Annotated in this window: 18 protein-coding genes; 7 read left to right on the forward strand and 11 right to left on the reverse strand. The window is 37.0% G+C overall.

The genetic code is table 11. The features are described 5' to 3' along the window. Positions 1–34: 34 nt before the first annotated feature. From BV906_RS10430 to BV906_RS10465, 8 genes are all read right to left on the reverse strand, one after another. Positions 35–1,465 (reverse strand): VWA domain-containing protein, encoded by a 1,431-nt coding sequence (locus BV906_RS10430; RefSeq protein ID WP_087973452.1) that lies wholly within the window; start codon positions 1,463–1,465, stop codon positions 35–37. A 37-nt stretch (positions 1,466–1,502) separates the two neighbouring features. Next, positions 1,503–1,718 carry a hypothetical protein gene (locus BV906_RS10435; protein ID WP_087973453.1) on the reverse strand — a complete coding sequence of 72 codons (216 nt, stop codon included), beginning with the start codon at positions 1,716–1,718 and terminating at the stop codon, positions 1,503–1,505. Positions 1,719–1,739: 21 nt separating this feature from the next. Beyond that, a complete protein-coding gene (locus tag BV906_RS10440; protein WP_087973454.1) occupies positions 1,740–2,675 on the reverse strand; it encodes a type II secretion system F family protein in 936 nt (311 codons plus the stop codon). 3 nt (positions 2,676–2,678) lie between these two features. After that, entirely contained in the window at positions 2,679–3,608 is a 930-nt protein-coding gene (locus BV906_RS10445; protein ID WP_245844039.1) for a type II secretion system F family protein, read from the reverse strand. Then, positions 3,580–4,950 (reverse strand): TadA family conjugal transfer-associated ATPase, encoded by a 1,371-nt coding sequence (locus BV906_RS10450; RefSeq protein ID WP_087973455.1) that lies wholly within the window; start codon positions 4,948–4,950, stop codon positions 3,580–3,582. Before BV906_RS10450 ends, BV906_RS10445 begins: the two co-directional genes overlap by 29 nt. 23 nt (positions 4,951–4,973) lie before the next feature. After that, positions 4,974–6,107, reverse strand: coding sequence for a CpaE/TadZ family protein (locus BV906_RS10455; protein WP_087973456.1), 1,134 nt, complete (start codon positions 6,105–6,107; stop codon positions 4,974–4,976). A gap of 39 nt (positions 6,108–6,146) precedes the next feature. Continuing rightward, the gene (cpaB, locus tag BV906_RS10460) at positions 6,147–7,007 is read right to left on the reverse strand and encodes a Flp pilus assembly protein CpaB (RefSeq protein WP_087973457.1); all 861 of its coding nucleotides are present in this window, start codon (positions 7,005–7,007) and stop codon (positions 6,147–6,149) included. Between the two features lie 448 nt (positions 7,008–7,455). Next, complete coding sequence (locus BV906_RS10465) at positions 7,456–7,674, reverse strand: YdbC family protein (RefSeq protein ID WP_087973458.1); 219 nt, start codon at positions 7,672–7,674, stop codon at positions 7,456–7,458. Between the two features lie 101 nt (positions 7,675–7,775). Here BV906_RS10465 and BV906_RS10470 point away from each other — a divergent pair, with 101 nt between their 5' ends. Both BV906_RS10470 and BV906_RS10475 read left to right on the forward strand, forming a co-directional pair. Then, positions 7,776–8,234: a YndM family protein gene (locus BV906_RS10470; protein WP_176330312.1), complete on the forward strand. Its 459-nt coding sequence runs from the start codon at positions 7,776–7,778 to the stop codon at positions 8,232–8,234. A 107-nt stretch (positions 8,235–8,341) separates the two neighbouring features. Then, the gene (locus tag BV906_RS10475; protein WP_087973460.1) at positions 8,342–8,593 is read left to right on the forward strand and encodes a hypothetical protein; all 252 of its coding nucleotides are present in this window, start codon (positions 8,342–8,344) and stop codon (positions 8,591–8,593) included. Positions 8,594–8,872: 279 nt separating this feature from the next. On the opposite strand, the gene BV906_RS10480 is transcribed toward BV906_RS10475, so the two are convergent. Then, positions 8,873–9,514 carry an endonuclease III domain-containing protein gene (locus BV906_RS10480; RefSeq protein WP_087973568.1) on the reverse strand — a complete coding sequence of 214 codons (642 nt, stop codon included), beginning with the start codon at positions 9,512–9,514 and terminating at the stop codon, positions 8,873–8,875. Between the two features lie 145 nt (positions 9,515–9,659). Here BV906_RS10480 and BV906_RS10485 point away from each other — a divergent pair, with 145 nt between their 5' ends. Both BV906_RS10485 and pdxK read left to right on the forward strand, forming a co-directional pair. Beyond that, positions 9,660–10,697 (forward strand): C45 family autoproteolytic acyltransferase/hydrolase, encoded by a 1,038-nt coding sequence (locus tag BV906_RS10485; protein ID WP_087973461.1) that lies wholly within the window; start codon positions 9,660–9,662, stop codon positions 10,695–10,697. 126 nt (positions 10,698–10,823) lie between these two features. Further along, positions 10,824–11,630: a pyridoxine/pyridoxal/pyridoxamine kinase gene (pdxK, locus tag BV906_RS10490; protein WP_087973462.1), complete on the forward strand. Its 807-nt coding sequence runs from the start codon at positions 10,824–10,826 to the stop codon at positions 11,628–11,630. 230 nt (positions 11,631–11,860) lie between these two features. On the opposite strand, the gene BV906_RS10495 is transcribed toward pdxK, so the two are convergent. Beyond that, complete coding sequence (locus BV906_RS10495; protein ID WP_087973463.1) at positions 11,861–13,273, reverse strand: DHA2 family efflux MFS transporter permease subunit; 1,413 nt, start codon at positions 13,271–13,273, stop codon at positions 11,861–11,863. Positions 13,274–13,486: 213 nt separating this feature from the next. Here BV906_RS10495 and BV906_RS10500 point away from each other — a divergent pair, with 213 nt between their 5' ends. After that, a complete protein-coding gene (locus tag BV906_RS10500; protein WP_176330313.1) occupies positions 13,487–13,999 on the forward strand; it encodes a YusW family protein in 513 nt (170 codons plus the stop codon). A 532-nt stretch (positions 14,000–14,531) separates the two neighbouring features. On the opposite strand, the gene BV906_RS10505 is transcribed toward BV906_RS10500, so the two are convergent. Continuing rightward, positions 14,532–15,083, reverse strand: coding sequence for an NADPH-dependent FMN reductase (locus BV906_RS10505; RefSeq protein ID WP_087973465.1), 552 nt, complete (start codon positions 15,081–15,083; stop codon positions 14,532–14,534). A gap of 172 nt (positions 15,084–15,255) precedes the next feature. Between BV906_RS10505 and BV906_RS10510 the strand changes: the two genes are divergently transcribed. Then, positions 15,256–15,687 carry a DUF6376 family protein gene (locus BV906_RS10510; protein WP_087973466.1) on the forward strand — a complete coding sequence of 144 codons (432 nt, stop codon included), beginning with the start codon at positions 15,256–15,258 and terminating at the stop codon, positions 15,685–15,687. A 549-nt stretch (positions 15,688–16,236) separates the two neighbouring features. Then, complete coding sequence (locus tag BV906_RS10515) at positions 16,237–16,848, forward strand: trimeric intracellular cation channel family protein (RefSeq protein WP_087973467.1); 612 nt, start codon at positions 16,237–16,239, stop codon at positions 16,846–16,848. Positions 16,849–16,952: the final 104 nt, after the last annotated feature.

Genomic DNA, 16,952 nt, shown 5'->3' on the forward strand with positions numbered 1-16,952 from the left:
CACTTTTCAGAAACAGATTACACCCTTCTTTCAACTAATTCTGTACATTACTATTATACTTTTGGTCAATTTCCTCTTTCGTTTGTTCGAGCGTCTCTGTACTCAATTCTTTTAAATTTTCCTTAAGTTCATCTGTTGTTTGCTCCATTTTTTCTTTTAATTCCCTAAATCTCCTAATTAGTTCAGATCTTTGATCATATGTCAGGATTTCAAAATCAACTAACAGGTATCCTAAACTATTCATATTATTAATAGTTGCTGTATTAATAAAATTCCAATCGTTGCCTATTTCCATAATGTCAAAATTACTTCTTACACCAGCAGCATCAACATCTTTTATAGCATCCCTTTTCCATTGTTCCCAAACATCTAGTACTTCTTCTGCCCGCTCAAACTCAGCTTGAAGCTGGTCTTGATTGCTTGCTGAAGCATAGATTCCATTTGCAACTTCCGCGATTTCCTGTAATTGCTTTTGAGCTTCTGCATCGGTTTGAAAGCCAATGACATTAATAATCGGCTTCGCATTGGACGCGGCAAGCTGTTCAGCTACTTTTACAGGATCACCGTCGCAAGTCTCTATCCCATCACTTACGATATAAATGAGGTTGGTATTTTCTTCACTTTTCAAATCTTTCATTGCCTCATTCGATGCTTTCATACCTGCTGCAAGCGGAGTCCAGCCAGCAGGTTCAAATTGATTTAGTGACGCTTGAAAGTCCGACTCATTATAAGGTGCAAACCCATAGACCTGTTCAATGGTTTCGCAAGACAAAGCTTTATCAGCATTGTCACCCGTACCTTCATGACCATATACTCTTAGTGAAATGTTGGCTTCTTCTGGTGTATTTTTAACGAATTCATTGATCGCATCTTTAGCAATTTGCATTCTAGTTTTATCTCCAGCATAGAATCCCATACTTCCACTTGAATCTAATAAAATCTCAATATTGTAATTTTCTTTAAAATGCAAGCGTGAATCTGGTAGATCTGGATTTCCAAAAGCACCGAATTCCCATTTTTTTATAACGTCTTGTGGATTAGAATAATCACCTGCGACTAACCAGTACATATACCGCAAGTAAGTCTCATATTCCTCGTCACTAGGATTTTCACTCATTGGCTGGATTTGTTCAAAGTGTTCTCTTAACTCTTCTTCATGATCATCCTCGAAACTTGGTTGATACCCGCCATAAGGTCCTGGTAATTGATTCGCTAATCCCACTTCATCTGTTGGAATTGGGTCTAGATTTTCCAGTGAAAGTTCCTGTTTAGTAGTTTCTTCAGAGTTCCCAGTCGAAGCTACTTCCTCTCCTGCCACTTGTTTATCCTCTGCATCTTCCACTTCTGTTTCTTGAATCTGACTTTCCGTTTCTTCTACTTGTGTTTGTGCGTTATCATTATCACCACAAGCAACAAGGAGTAACAATGGAACAAGCAGTAAGAAAAGATACCTATTTTTTAACATGCAAGAAAACCCCTTAATATCTTAATTAATTTATTCCTTAACCGCCTATCTGACCAATTAATTCAGTAATCTTGCCCACAACAGCTTCCCCTATACCAGTTGCACCAGCCATAGATGTGGAAATAACTCCCACAAGTATGACAATAACCGCAGCAATCCCAATCCACTCCAATGTCTGTGAACCAGTTTCATCCTTTTTCATACCTGCTACCTTGTTCATCATGTTTACATAAACTTCATTCATCTTTTTCATTTTTCCTACCTCCTGATTTTTTTAAAGTAAATTAAGAATACTATTATCACCCAGCAGCATGTTCATGATCATTAATCCCGCAATCATCAATATGGAAACAGGTGCAATTAAAAATGTTGTTACAAGTGTAACTTTTGGTGATGCTTTTGCTGCCAGTTCTTTCACTTGCTCCTGACGTATTTCCCGTAAGTTTTCTGCCTGTATTTTAAATGTTTTTGCAATCGGCACACCAAGGTTCATTCCCTGTATAAGTGCCTTAATCAATGATTGAAATTCGGGATTGTCATTCCGCAGTAACAGCTCTCGATACGCTCTTTCCCTAGCAATACCTAAGTCGATTTCATTATTAAATCTCGTGAATTCTTCCCTGATAGGTCCATCGAAATGGCGAATCACCTCCCGAAGTGCTTGGTCTAAACTGACTCCAGCCTGTAAGCTTGTACTTACCGTATCCAAAAAATCCGGTAAATCCTGTCTAATTAAATCTTGACGATTTTTCACCTCTCTTTTCATATATAAAATTGGTAGAAAATATCCTAAAATAGGTATACCTATAATCATATATTGTGAGAAAGGAAGACCAATAATGATGGCTAGAATTCCTATAAAGAAACCCGCTAGAAATAAGAAGATTTTCAATCCCTGGAATCGTTCCACTGTCAGCTTCAGTGGATTACCTGATTTCCTTAGCCACTCTGCCACCATATGATTTTCACTGAAAAAATTAATCCTCTGTCCTAGGTCCGTAAAATCATCTGCATATTTTGTTATTTTTTGAAAAAAGGCTGCCCGTCTGTCTACTTTTTTCTTTTTTCGTTCATATGGATCAATTTGTGTTAAATCTGATACATGGGATAAAATACTTCGTTTCCCATTTAAATAAGACCAAAAGTGTTTTAAACATAACAACATACAAAACCAGAAAGCGATGATGGCTAAGATTATTAATGCATCCATAGGCTACACCCTTATATCCGTTATTTTTCGAATTAAAATAAATGACAGGATAATTGCTCCGACAAATGCAATTAATATAATGACTCCAAATCCAGACCATAATGGTTCAATAAAGCCGTCAATCACATTGTTCATAACGAGTAACAAAAATACAGGCATTACCGGTATGATAAATGAAATATATTTCTGTTCTGCAGTCATTGTTTTTATCGTTTGGCTTAGTACTTTGCGCTCTTCGAAGGTTTCTCCCATCGTTTCCAGTGTGCGGGCTAAGTTCCCTCCCGTTTTTTTCTGGATAAGCAGTGTTGCGATAAACAAATTGAAATCCCGTGATTTATTTCTTTTTTGCACAGAGCGTAATGCAGTTTCTAATGGAACACCTAATTTTAATTCATTAGAAATTTGTTTGAATTCAATTCCTGCCGGTGCTGAGACTTCTCTCGCTACGATCTCAATCCCCTGATTGATCGTCATTCCTGACCGTGCAGCATTACCAAGTATCCTGCAAACTTCCCCCAGTTGTTCATTGAAACGGATTTCATAGTTATTTTTTCTAATATAAAATAATAGATAATTGGTAGCGAGCATTAATAATACAGATAATAACAAACTGATTGCCACTGGCATGCTAAATATCGTATAGAAGAATACAAATACCGTCATTCCACCCACGAGTAATGCAGCGATATACTCAGAAGGTAAAAGCTTTACATTGGCACTTTGCAGTTTATTGCGTAAAGCCTTCGATGATTCTCGTTCATCAAATTGATCTCCCAGCTTACTTATCATGCTCTTGCGCTGTTCTTCGGGATACCATTCTTTTACCTTTAGTTTCCATTCTTTCTTTTGGGAGCGATAACCTAAGTAATAATAACCAAACAGCAGAAGCGAAAGTACTGCTAAACTATAGAGTATAGACACTGCTATGTTCATCCGCCATCCCCTCCTCAGGTGTAAAGATATTCATATCTGGGTTTAATCCGTATACATGCAGATGTGGAATACATTTAGGGATAATACCTGTTGAAGTATAATGGCCCAGTATCATTCCATCTGCCTGAACTCCTGTACGCTGAAACTTGAAAATATCGCGTACTTGTATTTTATTTCCGTCTATTTTTTCAACTTCAGAAACATTCGTCACCCGGCGTGTTCCATCCGTTAACCGTTGAACCTGAATGATATAATCCAGTGCTCCGGCAATATAATCACGAATGATGTGGGTAGGGAGATCAAGTCCTGCCATAACAACCATTCCTTCCACACGACTGATGGCATCAATTGGTGTGTTGGAATGCACGGTTGTCAAGGAGCCTTCATGACCGGTATTCATTGCCTGAAGCATATCAAATGCCTCCGATCCACGCACTTCACCAACAATGATTCGATCGGGACGCATCCGCAAAGCGTTTTTTACAAGCTGCCGGATAGTTACTTCCCCGGTTCCTTCCACGTTTGGTGGACGAGCTTCCATTCCTACCACATTTGCCCGATCAAGCTTTAATTCAGCAGAATCCTCGATCGTAATCACGCGTTCCCCCATCGGAATAGCTTGTGCTAAAGCATTTAATAATGTTGTCTTACCACTGCCTGTCCCACCAGAGATTAAAACATTTAGTTTCGTTTCTACTAGGGCCTGCATAAACAGTGACATCGCACCTGTAAAGGTATTATTATCCTCCAGCTCATCCATTACAAATGGATTTTTCCTGAACTTCCGAATGGATATTAATGTTCCATCAAGACTGATTGGAGAAATAACCGCATTCACACGACTTCCATCAGGCAGCCTTGCATCTACCATTGGTGAGCTCTCATCAATCCTTCTACCTAGAGGTGCAACTACCCGGTCGACAATATGCCGCACATGCGATTCATCTTTAAAATTTACTTTCGACCGTTCAAGCCTTCCCTTTTTTTCCACGTATATTTCATTTGGACCATTCACTAGAATTTCTGTAATAGAATCATCCTTAAGCAAAGGCTCCAATGGTCCAAACCCTACACTTTCATCGATTAATTTTGAAAGGAGTGATTCTTTATCATGTCTGGGAATGACTACTTTTTCTTCAGACATAAATTGATTAATATACCGTTCAATTCTTAATCGTTTATCTGATTCACCTAAACTAGTAATCTGTTCTAAATTAACCTCTGTTAATAGTCTTGTTTTATAATGCTCTACCAGTTCATCGATATAACCAGAAGTAGCTATAAAACTGGATTCTATTTCTTCTGTCGCTTTTTCTTTAGCATTTCGTTGAAAAAGTGCCATGTCCCCACCTCCTTATGTAGTGCTTATTTCAGCATGGAGTGAACCCATTTATGTACGTCTTTTGCTACTATAGTCAGCTTTTTCTCTTTCGGTTCTTTCCTCAGTGGCTCTCCTTGATTGATATATTGCTGAAGCCCCTTATCTCTTCTAATCTCAGCAGCGATTGTATATTCAACGAATTTTTCCATATCCTTTTTCGTTAACTCTTTATCTTTGCCTTTGAAATTCATGACTAGCTCTAAACGATCTTGTGTCACGATCCCTAACTGTTTGAATAACTTTTCGACATGGTTCAGCACGCGTATTGCTACTGTATCGATATTCATCATATAGTAGATTTTATTTGCTTCCTCTAAAGCTGCATATACTCTTTCATCCATCCAGACAGGTAAATCAATAATGATAAAATCATAGCTGCGTTTACTGGCTCGGATTAATCGGAATATAAAATCCTCACTTATTTTCTCCGCCATTTCCGCATCTCTCGGACTTACCAATACTTGGAGTTTCGAATGTTTCTCGATTTCTGCAACATTTCGGATATGATGTTCTCCCAGTTCATCGATTACAGGAAGCAGGTCTACCATCGATCGATTGCTATCGATACCAAGGTATGTTTCTGCACCACCGTACTGTAAATTCAGATCAATATATAGAACATTTGCAGTTGATTCCAATTTAAGTGTTTGGGCAAAAGCACTGCTGATTAACGATTTCCCTACCCCACCACTTCCACTGTAAAAAGCATAAACCTTACCGCCACCGCGCTTGAATGATGTCGAATCGGATTCCAGATCGTTAATAGCTGCAGCTGCTTTAGCTGTGGCATCCAGCTTTTCCATAAAGATAATTTCTTCTCCTGGAAAAACATAATAGTCTGAAACACCTAAACGAATCAATCCACGTAATACTTCAAAATTTTCCTCATCATTTACACAAATAATAGAAGCACTTGGAAAATTCGATAAAATGAGTTGTGCATCTTCAACAGCAGAGTTTGTTTCTGAATTAACGATAACAATTACCTGGGCATCATACTTCTTTAATTCTGCAGCAGAAACAAAATGCAATTGATATTCTTCCCTGACTCGTTCCTGTATGGATGATATAAGTTCTTCATTTTTACCAACAACATAAATATCATTTGCTACCTTCATACAACTTCCTCCACCCATTGATCATGATGCAAAATAGTATTACTCATCTGTATTTTGCTCTTCCTTATTTGTATTTTCAGCTTCTTTCTTTTCGGGCTTTTCCTCTTCGGTCTTTGCTTTTTTGGTCTCAGCTGCCTGCTTCTCTTTCGTGCTTTCGCTGTCTTCCTTTTTCTCCGTAGTTTCTTTAGGTGTAGCCTCGGCCTCTTTGTCATTTGTTTCTTCGGTTGCTGCTTCGGCTTCACCTGCACTTTCCTTTGTCGGTGTCAATTGTCCTACATTTGCTTTTACAATTCGCATGCTATCGGCATAATTTTGCATATGTATTAATTCTGGAACTACTTCATATGGTACTTCCACCTGCACCCCAGCAAATCCATCATCTGTCTCCTCTGTATCATCTTTTTTGGCAGCAGCAACCCGAGCCACTTTAACATCTTCCAAAAACACCTCTGTCACTGGTTCCTTTCCCAAGTTATGGGATACTAAAATATCTACACGGTCCAATGCAGTTAATATTTCATCAAAGTAAACTTTATCTGAGCTGAGCAATGTAATCAGCCTATTATCCACATCGGTTACAGCAGATGCATCCTTGAGCATATTCTTGGTAATGATGTTACCTTTTGAAAGTGGGACAGTCGAAACTTTATTGATTAAATCCTCCACATTTCTAACATGCTCATCACGCAAATACTTCTTGGGGATTTCGTCAGTGGTTATATCGTTAGGTGTTATCACTTGGCGAGAATTAACATCCTTTTTCGCTACATAGATTTTTACCACTGTTCCTAAGTCAGTGTTTAAATCTTTTACCTTTTGTAATATAAGAAACCCAGATGCAGCTGCCAATAGAATTGCAATTAAAAAGAATATAAGTGCTTTACGTTTTGATTCCAGCAATTTGAAGTCCTCTTTTCCTCATTAAATTCTCTGCTTTTATAAATAATCACATATATAAAAAATATGTCAAACATGTGACGAAACGTGGGGAAAACTATGTAATCATATAGTCCCAACAATTAAATAATATGGAAAAATTATTAATATAAAATTCAGAAATTAGCATAATTAAGTCCTAGTTTTTTATCAATAATTACCAATAGTAATCTCATTGTAAAAAAAGGTGGTACGAATGGTTTATTTATTGAAATATTAATGTCACTGTCTTTTTCTTAAATACCATACAATCCGTTCATATAAAAAGTTATTTAATAGTATAAAGTAACTATTGGAGAAATTAAAAAAAAAAAAAATCAGCAGTTCCGTTTATGAACTACTGATTTCAAGTGGTATGTTAGATATACAATTTGAATAATTACTACTCGTCCAGGCGATAATCAACGTTTAATTATTCGAACTCCATCATAACTTCTTGCAGTTTTTTCAATTCCTCTTTTGACAAAGTTATCCCTTTGCCCATTTTCTCTTTATCCGGTGCCCAGTCCCGCAAATCATACTTAGGATCCCTTCCATTCCAGCTGATCAGATTCAATTCCTTTGTCCAGCCTTTTGGTGACTCAGAAAGTACTGCAATCGATTCTATAATTTCGTATTTTAATTCTGCCATGATACATCGACTCCTTTTTCTATATTGTAAATTACTCGGTATAGTTAATCAAAAAAATACAAATGCTAATTATAAAGTATTTTTTGAAAGGAAGTTATATATTGAAACATGTAAAAGCTTTAGGTATAAAGTTTGCAATTACTGCAATTGTCCTTTTATCTATCTTGACGATTTTTGAGGCAGCTAATCTTGGAGAGATATTATTCATGAGTGTATTAATAACAGGTACTTCCTATATTATCGGGGATCTTTTCATCTTACCTAAATTAGGCTATTTTATGGCGGCTGTCGCTGACTTTGGTCTTGCCACTATCTCCATTTTGGGTCTAAGTGCTTTATATATTGGAACGGGTGCCCCCATTCTAATTGTTTCATTAGCTGCTGGTTATATTATGGCTATTGGTGAAGCAATCTTCCACATTTATATGAAAGAAAGAGTATTAAATGATGGAGAATCCCAACCTGACTATTTCCGCTATCGTAACCAAATGCAGACGGAGATTGCTGAAGAAGACGATATACATAATTTGAAGCATAAGCCAAAATCTGAAAAGGATTAATTTAAAACTGTTCACTTACATTCTAAAGTTTAAATAGCATTTTTTTGTAAATCTTCTTTCAAAAATCCATATGCTATCCTATAAACTTTTTACAGGAGTGTACTGTGATGAATAATTCGTTTAAAGGTACTCCTCCAGAAATTGGTGATAAGCTATTATATTATGGAGGAATGCTTACAACAATTGGAAGTGTGATTGCATTTGTCGGTTCAACCATTATTTATGAAAGAGACTTTTTAGATTCTAATGTGGCAGAGATGGAAGAAAGTCTTCGAGTAAAGCAATTTGACCAAATGCAGAAACAAATTGACGATTTACAGCAAAAAATAGACCAAATTCAGAACGGGAGAAATCCTTAAGTTTCAATGGATTTTCTCCTGTACTTATGTGTTCAGGACGACAGAACATTGATGTGTGACCGAATGAGTTTTTTCCACTGCTTTCGGGACTTCATAACCTTGATGAGTGACCAAATGAGGAGCCTTCCTCTGTTTTCGGGACGTCATAACCTTGATGTGTGACCGAATGTGGAATCTTCATCTGCTTTCGGGACTTCAGAACCTTGATGAGTGACCAAATAAGGAGCTTTCCTCTGTTTTCGGGACTTCAAATCCTTGATGAGTGACCGAGTGAGGATTTTAAGATAAACGCTGATCACAGATAGACTTTAAGGGACAACCCTCACATATTGGTGTTGATTTACAATGAACTTTAGCGTGTTCGACCAGTAGTGCATGATACTCATTATATACAATTAAATTTCTTGGCATTTCTTTTTCAACTTCATTTCGGAAACCATCATAGCTTGTTGGCATATCAAATCCCAATCTATAAAAAATCCTTCTAGCATAGGCATCCACAATAAATATCGGCTTATCAAATGCGTACAATAGCATGACATCAGCTGTTTCTTTTCCTACTCCATTAATTCTAAGCAACTCATTACGCAATTGTTTACTTTCTATATTTTTGATTTGTTCTATCTTATAATCGTGTGTTTGGAACCATTCCATGAATGCTTTGATTCGCTTAGCTTTTATATTGTAAAACCCGCTCGACCTGATCAACTGTGCCAGCTCATCTATAGGCATTTCATATATTAGTTCGGGTTTAAGAAAAGGTTTTAATTGCAATAATGCTTTATCAACATTTCTCCAGTTTGTATTTTGAACAAGGATCGATCCAATCATCATCTCAAATAATGTATCTGCAGGCCACCAACTTTGCGGGCCATAATAATCATATAAGCTATCATAGATGACTTGAACGTTTTTTTGCATAGCAAGAGGTCCTCCTATCATTTTTATAAAAAAATAATCTTTGGTTACCATAAGATACATATTACCATTTCCAAGCATATTCATTCCTTTTTCCATCCATAACACGTAAACTTTTCTTTGATGTTTAGTAAGTAAGGAGAAAAAAATGACTAAAGTATTTAGTGATATTATACAGTTTAGTGGAAATCATTATGATTTTGGATATAGGCAAGGAGAATTGCTGAAGGATTCTTCAATCCTAAAGCATCGTAAAGATCAAACAAAATTGCGCTGGCGGCATTTTCTTTTTGAAGAAAGTGAAGTAAGACAGATGTTTTCCCTTTTCGCTCCGGCGATATGGGAAGAAATTCATGGACTTGCAGATGCTTTATCCATGAAGTTACCAGATGCCATTCGTGAGTTCGGAGGGTATTACTATGAATATGGTCGTAGTGGCTGCTCCATCTTCACTGATTCTGACTATATGATTCGCAATTATGATAATGCCCCCCATACCTATGAAGGACGATATTTACTTTATAAGCCGACAGATCAGGGTTATGCAGTTATCGGCCCTTCCATGCAGATAACAGGACGGACGGATGGCTTGAATGAAAAAGGGCTTGTCTTGGGTTATAACTTTGTTAATCGTAAAAAGTCAGATGATGGATTTCTCTGCAATATGGTCGGTCGTATTGTGTTAGAAACTTGTGCGAATGTGGAGGAAGCAGTTTCACTGTTGAAAGAAATACCACCCCGTAATTCTTTCAACTATGTTTTACTCGACCAAACGGGTAAATCAGTGATTGCTGAAGTTTCACCAAGGAATGTAACCATTCGACAAGCTAATATTTGCACCAATCATTTTGAAGCATTAACGGATGAAAATCGCTATCAGATGGATGATTCAATAAGAAGAGAAGACAATATGAAAAAGCTTCAAACAAATGTAACAGATCCATACCATGCATACCAAATGCTAAATGATACAGATAAAGGAATCTTTTCTAAAAAATATGGAGCATTTTCAGGCACCTTGCACACTGCTGCATACTTACCAAAGGAAATGAAAGCCTGGTTTGCTCTCGGAGGAAACAGGCCACCAATGATTTTTGATTTTGGCAAATGGCTGAATGGTGAAAAACTTCATGCAACCCGAATAAAAGGTGAACTCGATTCCACTAACGCCTTTATAAACAGTTAACCTAAAATTCGACAAAATTCAGGGAGTGACAGGCACCGAATCTCAATCACTTTACATCTTTTCCGTAAAAGTTTATTCTTTTATTATTCGAAAACTTAGTGAGGAAATTAGCAGGGGGTATTTGCAATGACAATGAAAAAGACATTAACACTCGCCGGATCCGATTCAAGTGGTGGCGCAGGTATTGCAGCAGATCTTAAAACATTCCAAGAATATGATGTATACGGCATGACAGCTTTAACATCCATTGTAACAATGGATCCTAAAAGTTGGGGCCACAATGTAACACCAATTGATGTTGATATAGTGGAGAAACAATTAGATACGATTTTATCTGTTGGCGTGGATGCTATGAAATCGGGAATGCTCGGTTCTGTAGATATCATTAAGCTCGGCGCGAAAAAAATCGACGAATACAATATTGATAAATATGTACTTGATCCTGTAATGGTTTGTAAAGGTGAAGATGAAGTATTGCAACCAGAAAATACAGATGCAATGCGTGATTATCTTCTTCCAAAATCATTCGTTACTACTCCAAATCTATTTGAAGCTGGCCAGTTAGCACAAAATGGTCCCCTTAAAACGCTTGATGATATGAAGGAAGCAGCCGTTAAAATTCATGAACTTGGTGCTAAAAATGTTGTCATTAAAGGTGGAAAGGCATTGGATCATGAGAAGGCTATCGACCTATTCTATGATGGACAAGACTTTGAAATTCTGGAACGAGACAAAGTAGAAACAACCTATAACCACGGAGCAGGTTGTACTTTTGCCGCAGCAATTACAGCAAATCTTGCACATGGTAAATCTGTTAAGGAATCCGTATTTGCAGCAAAAGATTTTGTTACCGCTGCAATCGCAAATGGATGGAAACTAAATGAATATGTTGGGCCGGTCATGCACGGAGCATATAATAAAGTAACAAACTAAAACAGTATTAAATTTTAACCTTGGAAAGCAGAACAATCTGCATTTCAAGGTTTTTTTGTGAAATTGATACCACCACAACTACAATCGATCACAGTATGAATTTGAGGGTGCTTTATCATATTTTATACCCCTTTCCTTAGCTCCGTTCAAATATAACGATGAAGCATAAAAAAAGAGATTGCTCCGAAATAATATCCGAAGGCAATCTCCTATTTTACGTATATTGCAATTTATCTCGTACTAATTTTCCTGTCTGTACTTCGATCATTCACAAAGAAAGCAAGTATAAAGCCTACAATAGAGACAATCCCTATAGCGATAAAGGAAATATTAACACCATGAATCATTCCCTGTACACCTTCATTTGGGATAGTTGCTGTTGTCATAATCGTAATTGGCAATGCTGTTCCAATTGCACCTGAAACTTGACGTAACGTATTATTCACTGCGGTTCCATGTGCTATTAAATGATTAGGCAACACATTTAGACCAGCAGTTGTAACAGGCATCATCACCATGGCTACACCCATCATTCGGAAAGCATGAACCATTGAAATATACATAAAGGAAGTATCAGGCGTCAGAAAACCAAACATAAATGTCGTCACAACCATTAAGCTTAATCCGATAATGGCCAAATACCTCGCTCCATATTTATCAAATAATCGCCCTGTTATCGGGTTCATAATCCCTTGTAATACAGCACCAGCCAAAAGTGCAAGCCCTGACTCTAATGCTGAGAATCCTAACATTGTTTGCATGAATAGAGGCAGTACAACTGCTGCACCAATCATCACCATAAACGTAACCATACCTAAAACAGTTGTAATCGTAAATATTTTATACTTAAACACTCTAAACTCCAAAATTGGCTGTTCCAGTTTGAACTGCCTTAAAATAAACCAGGCAAGCGTTAGTAACCCAACAATCATGGAAATTATAACTTGCTCACTCGTCCAACCAGCGCTTCCAGCAACACTAAATCCATACAATAAACCACCGAAACCTAATGTAGATAAGATAATCGATAATACATCCAGTTTAGGAAATGTTCGCTTCGTTACATTTTTAAGAATAAAGTATGCAACGATAATATCGATAATAGCTATTGGCAAAATCATGAAAAATAATGTTCGCCAAGGAAAATTTTCTACAATATAGCCTGATAGTGATGGCCCTATTGCTGGAGCAAAAGCTATTACCAAACCAAACATCCCCATCGCTGTTCCCCTTTTTTCAATTGGAAAAATCAGCATTAAGATTGTTTGCATTAAGGGCATTATGATACCTGCACCCGCAGCCTGTAGTACTCTTCCTGATAATAAAACGGGAAAACCAGGCGCAACCGCACAAACTAATGTTCCTACAGTAAATAACCCCATTGCTGTAAGAAACAGACTTCTTGTAGTAAAAGTCCCTATCAGAAATGCTGTTACTGGTATCATAATTCCATTTACCAGCATAAAAGCAGACTGCAGCCATTGGACGGTATTTGCATCTAGATTCAAATCATTCATTATATGTGGTAGAGCAGTCCCTAATAGTGTCTGGTTTAATATTGCTACAAAAGCACCTGATATTAGTACAATCATTATTGGTATTTTCTTTATGTTTTCATCTGTTGCTATGTTTTGATTATCCATATTGTTTCCTTCTTTCCAAACAAAACTAATTTTGCATATAACCCATAATATTACTCTGAAGTTATAATAAAATCAAGCAAAACTCTATAGAATTGATGGTGAAGAAAAGGAAGATTATTCCAGAGTTTTAAAGCGTTTAAAAATCAGATATGTTTACTTCTGGTTACTTCGGGAAATATTATATTGTATAATAAATCTTAAGGAGTGAACATATTGAAAAATAAATATTTAGTATTGCTTACCTTGATTCTAATTGCAGTGGTTATCACTGCATGTGGCAATGGAGGAGAAAATACGAACGAAAGTGAAGAAACACAGGACGTTACAGAAGCACCTGAAGAATCGAATTCTACTAATACAGGGAATGATTCTGGTGGTGAATCCAACGCAACTGAAAATGATATAGAATCGGAATATGCATTTAGAAGCTTTGATTTAGAAGCAGACTTTGAAGGTACTGAAGATGCAGTGGAAGTTGACTATGAAATCGATAACGAAGGCACAGAATCTTCATATGAAGACAAACAACAGGGAATTCAACTTACCGGTGACGAAGCCCTGAGTGAGCTTGACAGTATTTTTTCTACTTTTGAATTCAATAAAGATACTCCAGATGACGAAGTTTTAAATACAGTATTCGAAGCGTTTAAAATTCCGGAAGATGCCCAAAATGTTGAACTTGAGATTGACTACAACGATGGAACTGAAAAAGAATATAGGAAGTAATCCGCCAGATTAACATAAATACAGACCTCCTATGTGTTACCATGCAGAGGTCTGTATTTTACTTTGGCTGTTTTCTAGTAAATTAAGACTGCGATTACTCCGACTCCTCACTGCTCGTCTCGAGGAAAAAGAATTGTTGTTTTTATCACAAATTCGCTAAACTACAAAGTAACTGCTATCTATTTCTATCAGTATGTAAAAACTTCGGCGACCGCTCTGGGAAATATACTACGCTTTCCGCACTCTCACCCGGACGGCGGAATATGCACTTACTTATATAAACTAACCTAGCTGTTTACGTCGCATTTCACCTAAACTCGGATCATTATAAAGTAACCATTATTTTCGGTGAGAAGATTAATCGCAGTCTCAAACATTAATTAAGAGCTATTATTTGTTCGAGATCAAAATTGTTTTTTTTAGGATTGTTAGAATGCAGGTAAAATGAATAAGAAATAAAGAACGATGAACATGACAATTAAAAACCGTCATCAGGACAAATGCCCTGATGACGGTTGAATAACCCTTCAAGTTAGCTGTATACTTTAGCGTTTTCCGCCCAGTTCACAAAATTATTAACAACAGAATCTATAAATTGTGCGGTTGGTTCATCTGTTAAATTGCCTTCTTCATCGAATTTTTCATGAACAGAACCGACGTATACTTCATTCCCCGGTAATGTAAGAGTGCCTACTCCTGGAGCATTCAATATTTGACGAAGTTGCATTTGCGCTTTTACAGTACCTAAAGCACCCATAGAAGCACCGACAATCATAGCAGGTTTTCCTACCATTACTGTATCGACACGCGAAAACCAGTCGATTGCATTTTTCATCATTCCAGAAATAGATGCATTATATTCAGGTGTTGCAAATAAAATGCCATCACTTCCTTTAATTTCAGCCCTAATTTCTTTTACAATTTCTGGTGGATTCATTTCCTCATCCTGATTATAAAAAGGCAGTTGGTCAATTGGTAATATTTCGATGTCAACTTTTCCAGCATATCTTTCTTTCATAAATCTAGTCAGTTGCATATTATAAGAATCTGCACGATTACTACCTACAAGCGCTACTATCTTCATATTATTTTCCTCCTGTTTTTCCAGTATAAATTGGCAATACTATATTCTTAACACCTTTACCGGATAACATCAAGTAATGAGCTTAAAGAAAGCTCACTCATACTCTATTCTTAACAAGAGTGACATAAATTATCGAATAATGTAATATAGAAATACACGAAAGGAGCTCCCAATGAAAAAAATTATTAGCTTTGTTCTACTAACTATAGTTCTCACTGGTTGTTCGATTGTCGAAGAAACCAATAATACATTGAATTACGCTACAGAGGCAACAGATTACCTAAATGAACTAAGTAATTTTGCTGAAGAAACTTCGGGTCTTTTAAATGAAGCGACAACAGATCCTGCTGCAAAAGAAGAACTGGAAGATCGCTTGCTATCCCTAGAAGATTCCATTAAGAACTTCAATAATATTGAAGTACCTACGATTGCAGAAGGAATCCATCAAACAATTACAGAGAAAAATCAGCAGCTACTCGATGCTACAAACAATGTTGTCCAGAATGGAGAAGTCGTTGTAGAACAAATGCAGAACTCTGAGATTTACCAAACAATCGAAAATATAACCGAATTAAAAAATCAAATTGAACAGCTTGGATTTTAATGGGGATTAGGAACTCTAGTAGGTTTATGTCCCTCTACTACTATCTACTCCATGGCCATATTTAAAACTAGTTCCACCACATGCAGGCCACTGTTGCTCCATGAAAAAGTATCGACTTCAAACAGAAAATGTCAGCCCCACTAGTTTATAATAATGGGAGCTGACACTTTTTTTACAATTAATACCATGGCATGTTAACTTTAAAAATCACCACGCATACATATCCTCCATTAAGTGGAAAAGGAGGAAGGTATCATTCTCAATTACGCGCATGAGACCATTGACAAATCAAGTCTTCCTATTCTAATCTATATTATAAAGAGAAAACGACGAGAAAAGCGGCTTTGTGAGATAACGTAATATACGTCACTGACCGAGCAGTTTTAATGGAAGATAATTCTCAAAGGTAAAACCTCTGCACGATGCTTCTTTGAAGTGATTATTATGCAGCCAAGGGGAACACCCTTCTAAATCGCAAGAAGAAACTCAGAGTACAAGGACAGCGACAAGGGTTTCTATGTAATTTACTTTTTGAATAGGAGGGGTTTTATGACGTGGGAGGTTTTAAACGCGATTGGAACCATTGCCTTTGCAATTAGCGGTGCGATCATTGCGCTGGAAGTAAAATATGATATCATGGGTGCATATGTTTTAGGATTAATTACTGCGTTTGGTGGAGGAGCCGTTAGAAATCTTTTTACCGGTATCCCTATTATAGAGTTATGGCAGCAAACCGCACTTTTTATTACCGCAATTGTCATAATTACAATTGTCTTTATTTTACCAGGTTGGGCAGTGTATCGTTTAAAAAAATGGAGTGTATTTGATTCCATTGGCTTATCAGCATTTGCAATCCAGGGTGCGATGCATGCATATTCTAGTGACCTCCCTATTATAGCTATTATGTTTTCAGCAGCAATAACCGGTGCAGGTGGAGGAATCATTCGAGATGTTTTGGCGCAACAAAAACCAATCGTTTTCCGCCAAGACATATATCTATTATGGGCTCTAATCGCTGGATTTATTATAGCAATGGGCTGGGCCGACGAGCCTTATCAACTATATATTCTTTTCGGAATGATCCTAGTATTGCGTATTATATCCCACCGTTTTGGATGGAGCTTACCAACTAGAAACGAAAATATATATACGGGAAATTAATTTAAAAATAGATCATCTCTTGTAAGTGCATTTACAAAGAGATGATCTATTTTTAATGTGGCTGCCTTAGATACAGCCATACAGCGACCAAAGGATAGGCAACT

The organism is Oceanobacillus rekensis (genome assembly GCF_002153375.1).
Lineage (GTDB): Bacteria > Bacillota > Bacilli > Bacillales > Amphibacillaceae > Oceanobacillus > Oceanobacillus rekensis.

Bases quoted from the DNA above. Each gene is read 5' to 3' on its own strand.
- BV906_RS10505 (WP_087973465.1), bottom strand. From the start codon at position 15,083: ATGAAGATAGTAGCGCTTGTAGGTAGTAATCGTGCAGATTCTTATAAT.
- BV906_RS10480 (WP_087973568.1), bottom strand. From the start codon at position 9,514: ATGCAAAAAAACGTTCAAGTCATCTATGATAGCTTATATGATTATTAT.
- BV906_RS10450 (WP_087973455.1), bottom strand. From the start codon at position 4,950: ATGGCACTTTTTCAACGAAATGCTAAAGAAAAAGCGACAGAAGAAATA.
- BV906_RS10455 (WP_087973456.1), bottom strand. From the start codon at position 6,107: ATGAAGGTAGCAAATGATATTTATGTTGTTGGTAAAAATGAAGAACTT.
- pdxK (WP_087973462.1), top strand. From the start codon at position 10,824: ATGACAATGAAAAAGACATTAACACTCGCCGGATCCGATTCAAGTGGT.
- BV906_RS10440 (WP_087973454.1), bottom strand. From the start codon at position 2,675: ATGGATGCATTAATAATCTTAGCCATCATCGCTTTCTGGTTTTGTATG.
- BV906_RS10445 (WP_245844039.1), bottom strand. From the start codon at position 3,608: ATGAACATAGCAGTGTCTATACTCTATAGTTTAGCAGTACTTTCGCTT.
- BV906_RS10495 (WP_087973463.1), bottom strand. From the start codon at position 13,273: ATGGATAATCAAAACATAGCAACAGATGAAAACATAAAGAAAATACCA.
- BV906_RS10510 (WP_087973466.1), top strand. From the start codon at position 15,256: ATGAAAAAAATTATTAGCTTTGTTCTACTAACTATAGTTCTCACTGGT.
- BV906_RS10475 (WP_087973460.1), top strand. From the start codon at position 8,342: ATGAATAATTCGTTTAAAGGTACTCCTCCAGAAATTGGTGATAAGCTA.
- BV906_RS10515 (WP_087973467.1), top strand. From the start codon at position 16,237: ATGACGTGGGAGGTTTTAAACGCGATTGGAACCATTGCCTTTGCAATT.
- BV906_RS10435 (WP_087973453.1), bottom strand. From the start codon at position 1,718: ATGAAAAAGATGAATGAAGTTTATGTAAACATGATGAACAAGGTAGCA.
- BV906_RS10430 (WP_087973452.1), bottom strand. From the start codon at position 1,465: ATGTTAAAAAATAGGTATCTTTTCTTACTGCTTGTTCCATTGTTACTC.
- BV906_RS10465 (WP_087973458.1), bottom strand. From the start codon at position 7,674: ATGGCAGAATTAAAATACGAAATTATAGAATCGATTGCAGTACTTTCT.
- BV906_RS10485 (WP_087973461.1), top strand. From the start codon at position 9,660: ATGACTAAAGTATTTAGTGATATTATACAGTTTAGTGGAAATCATTAT.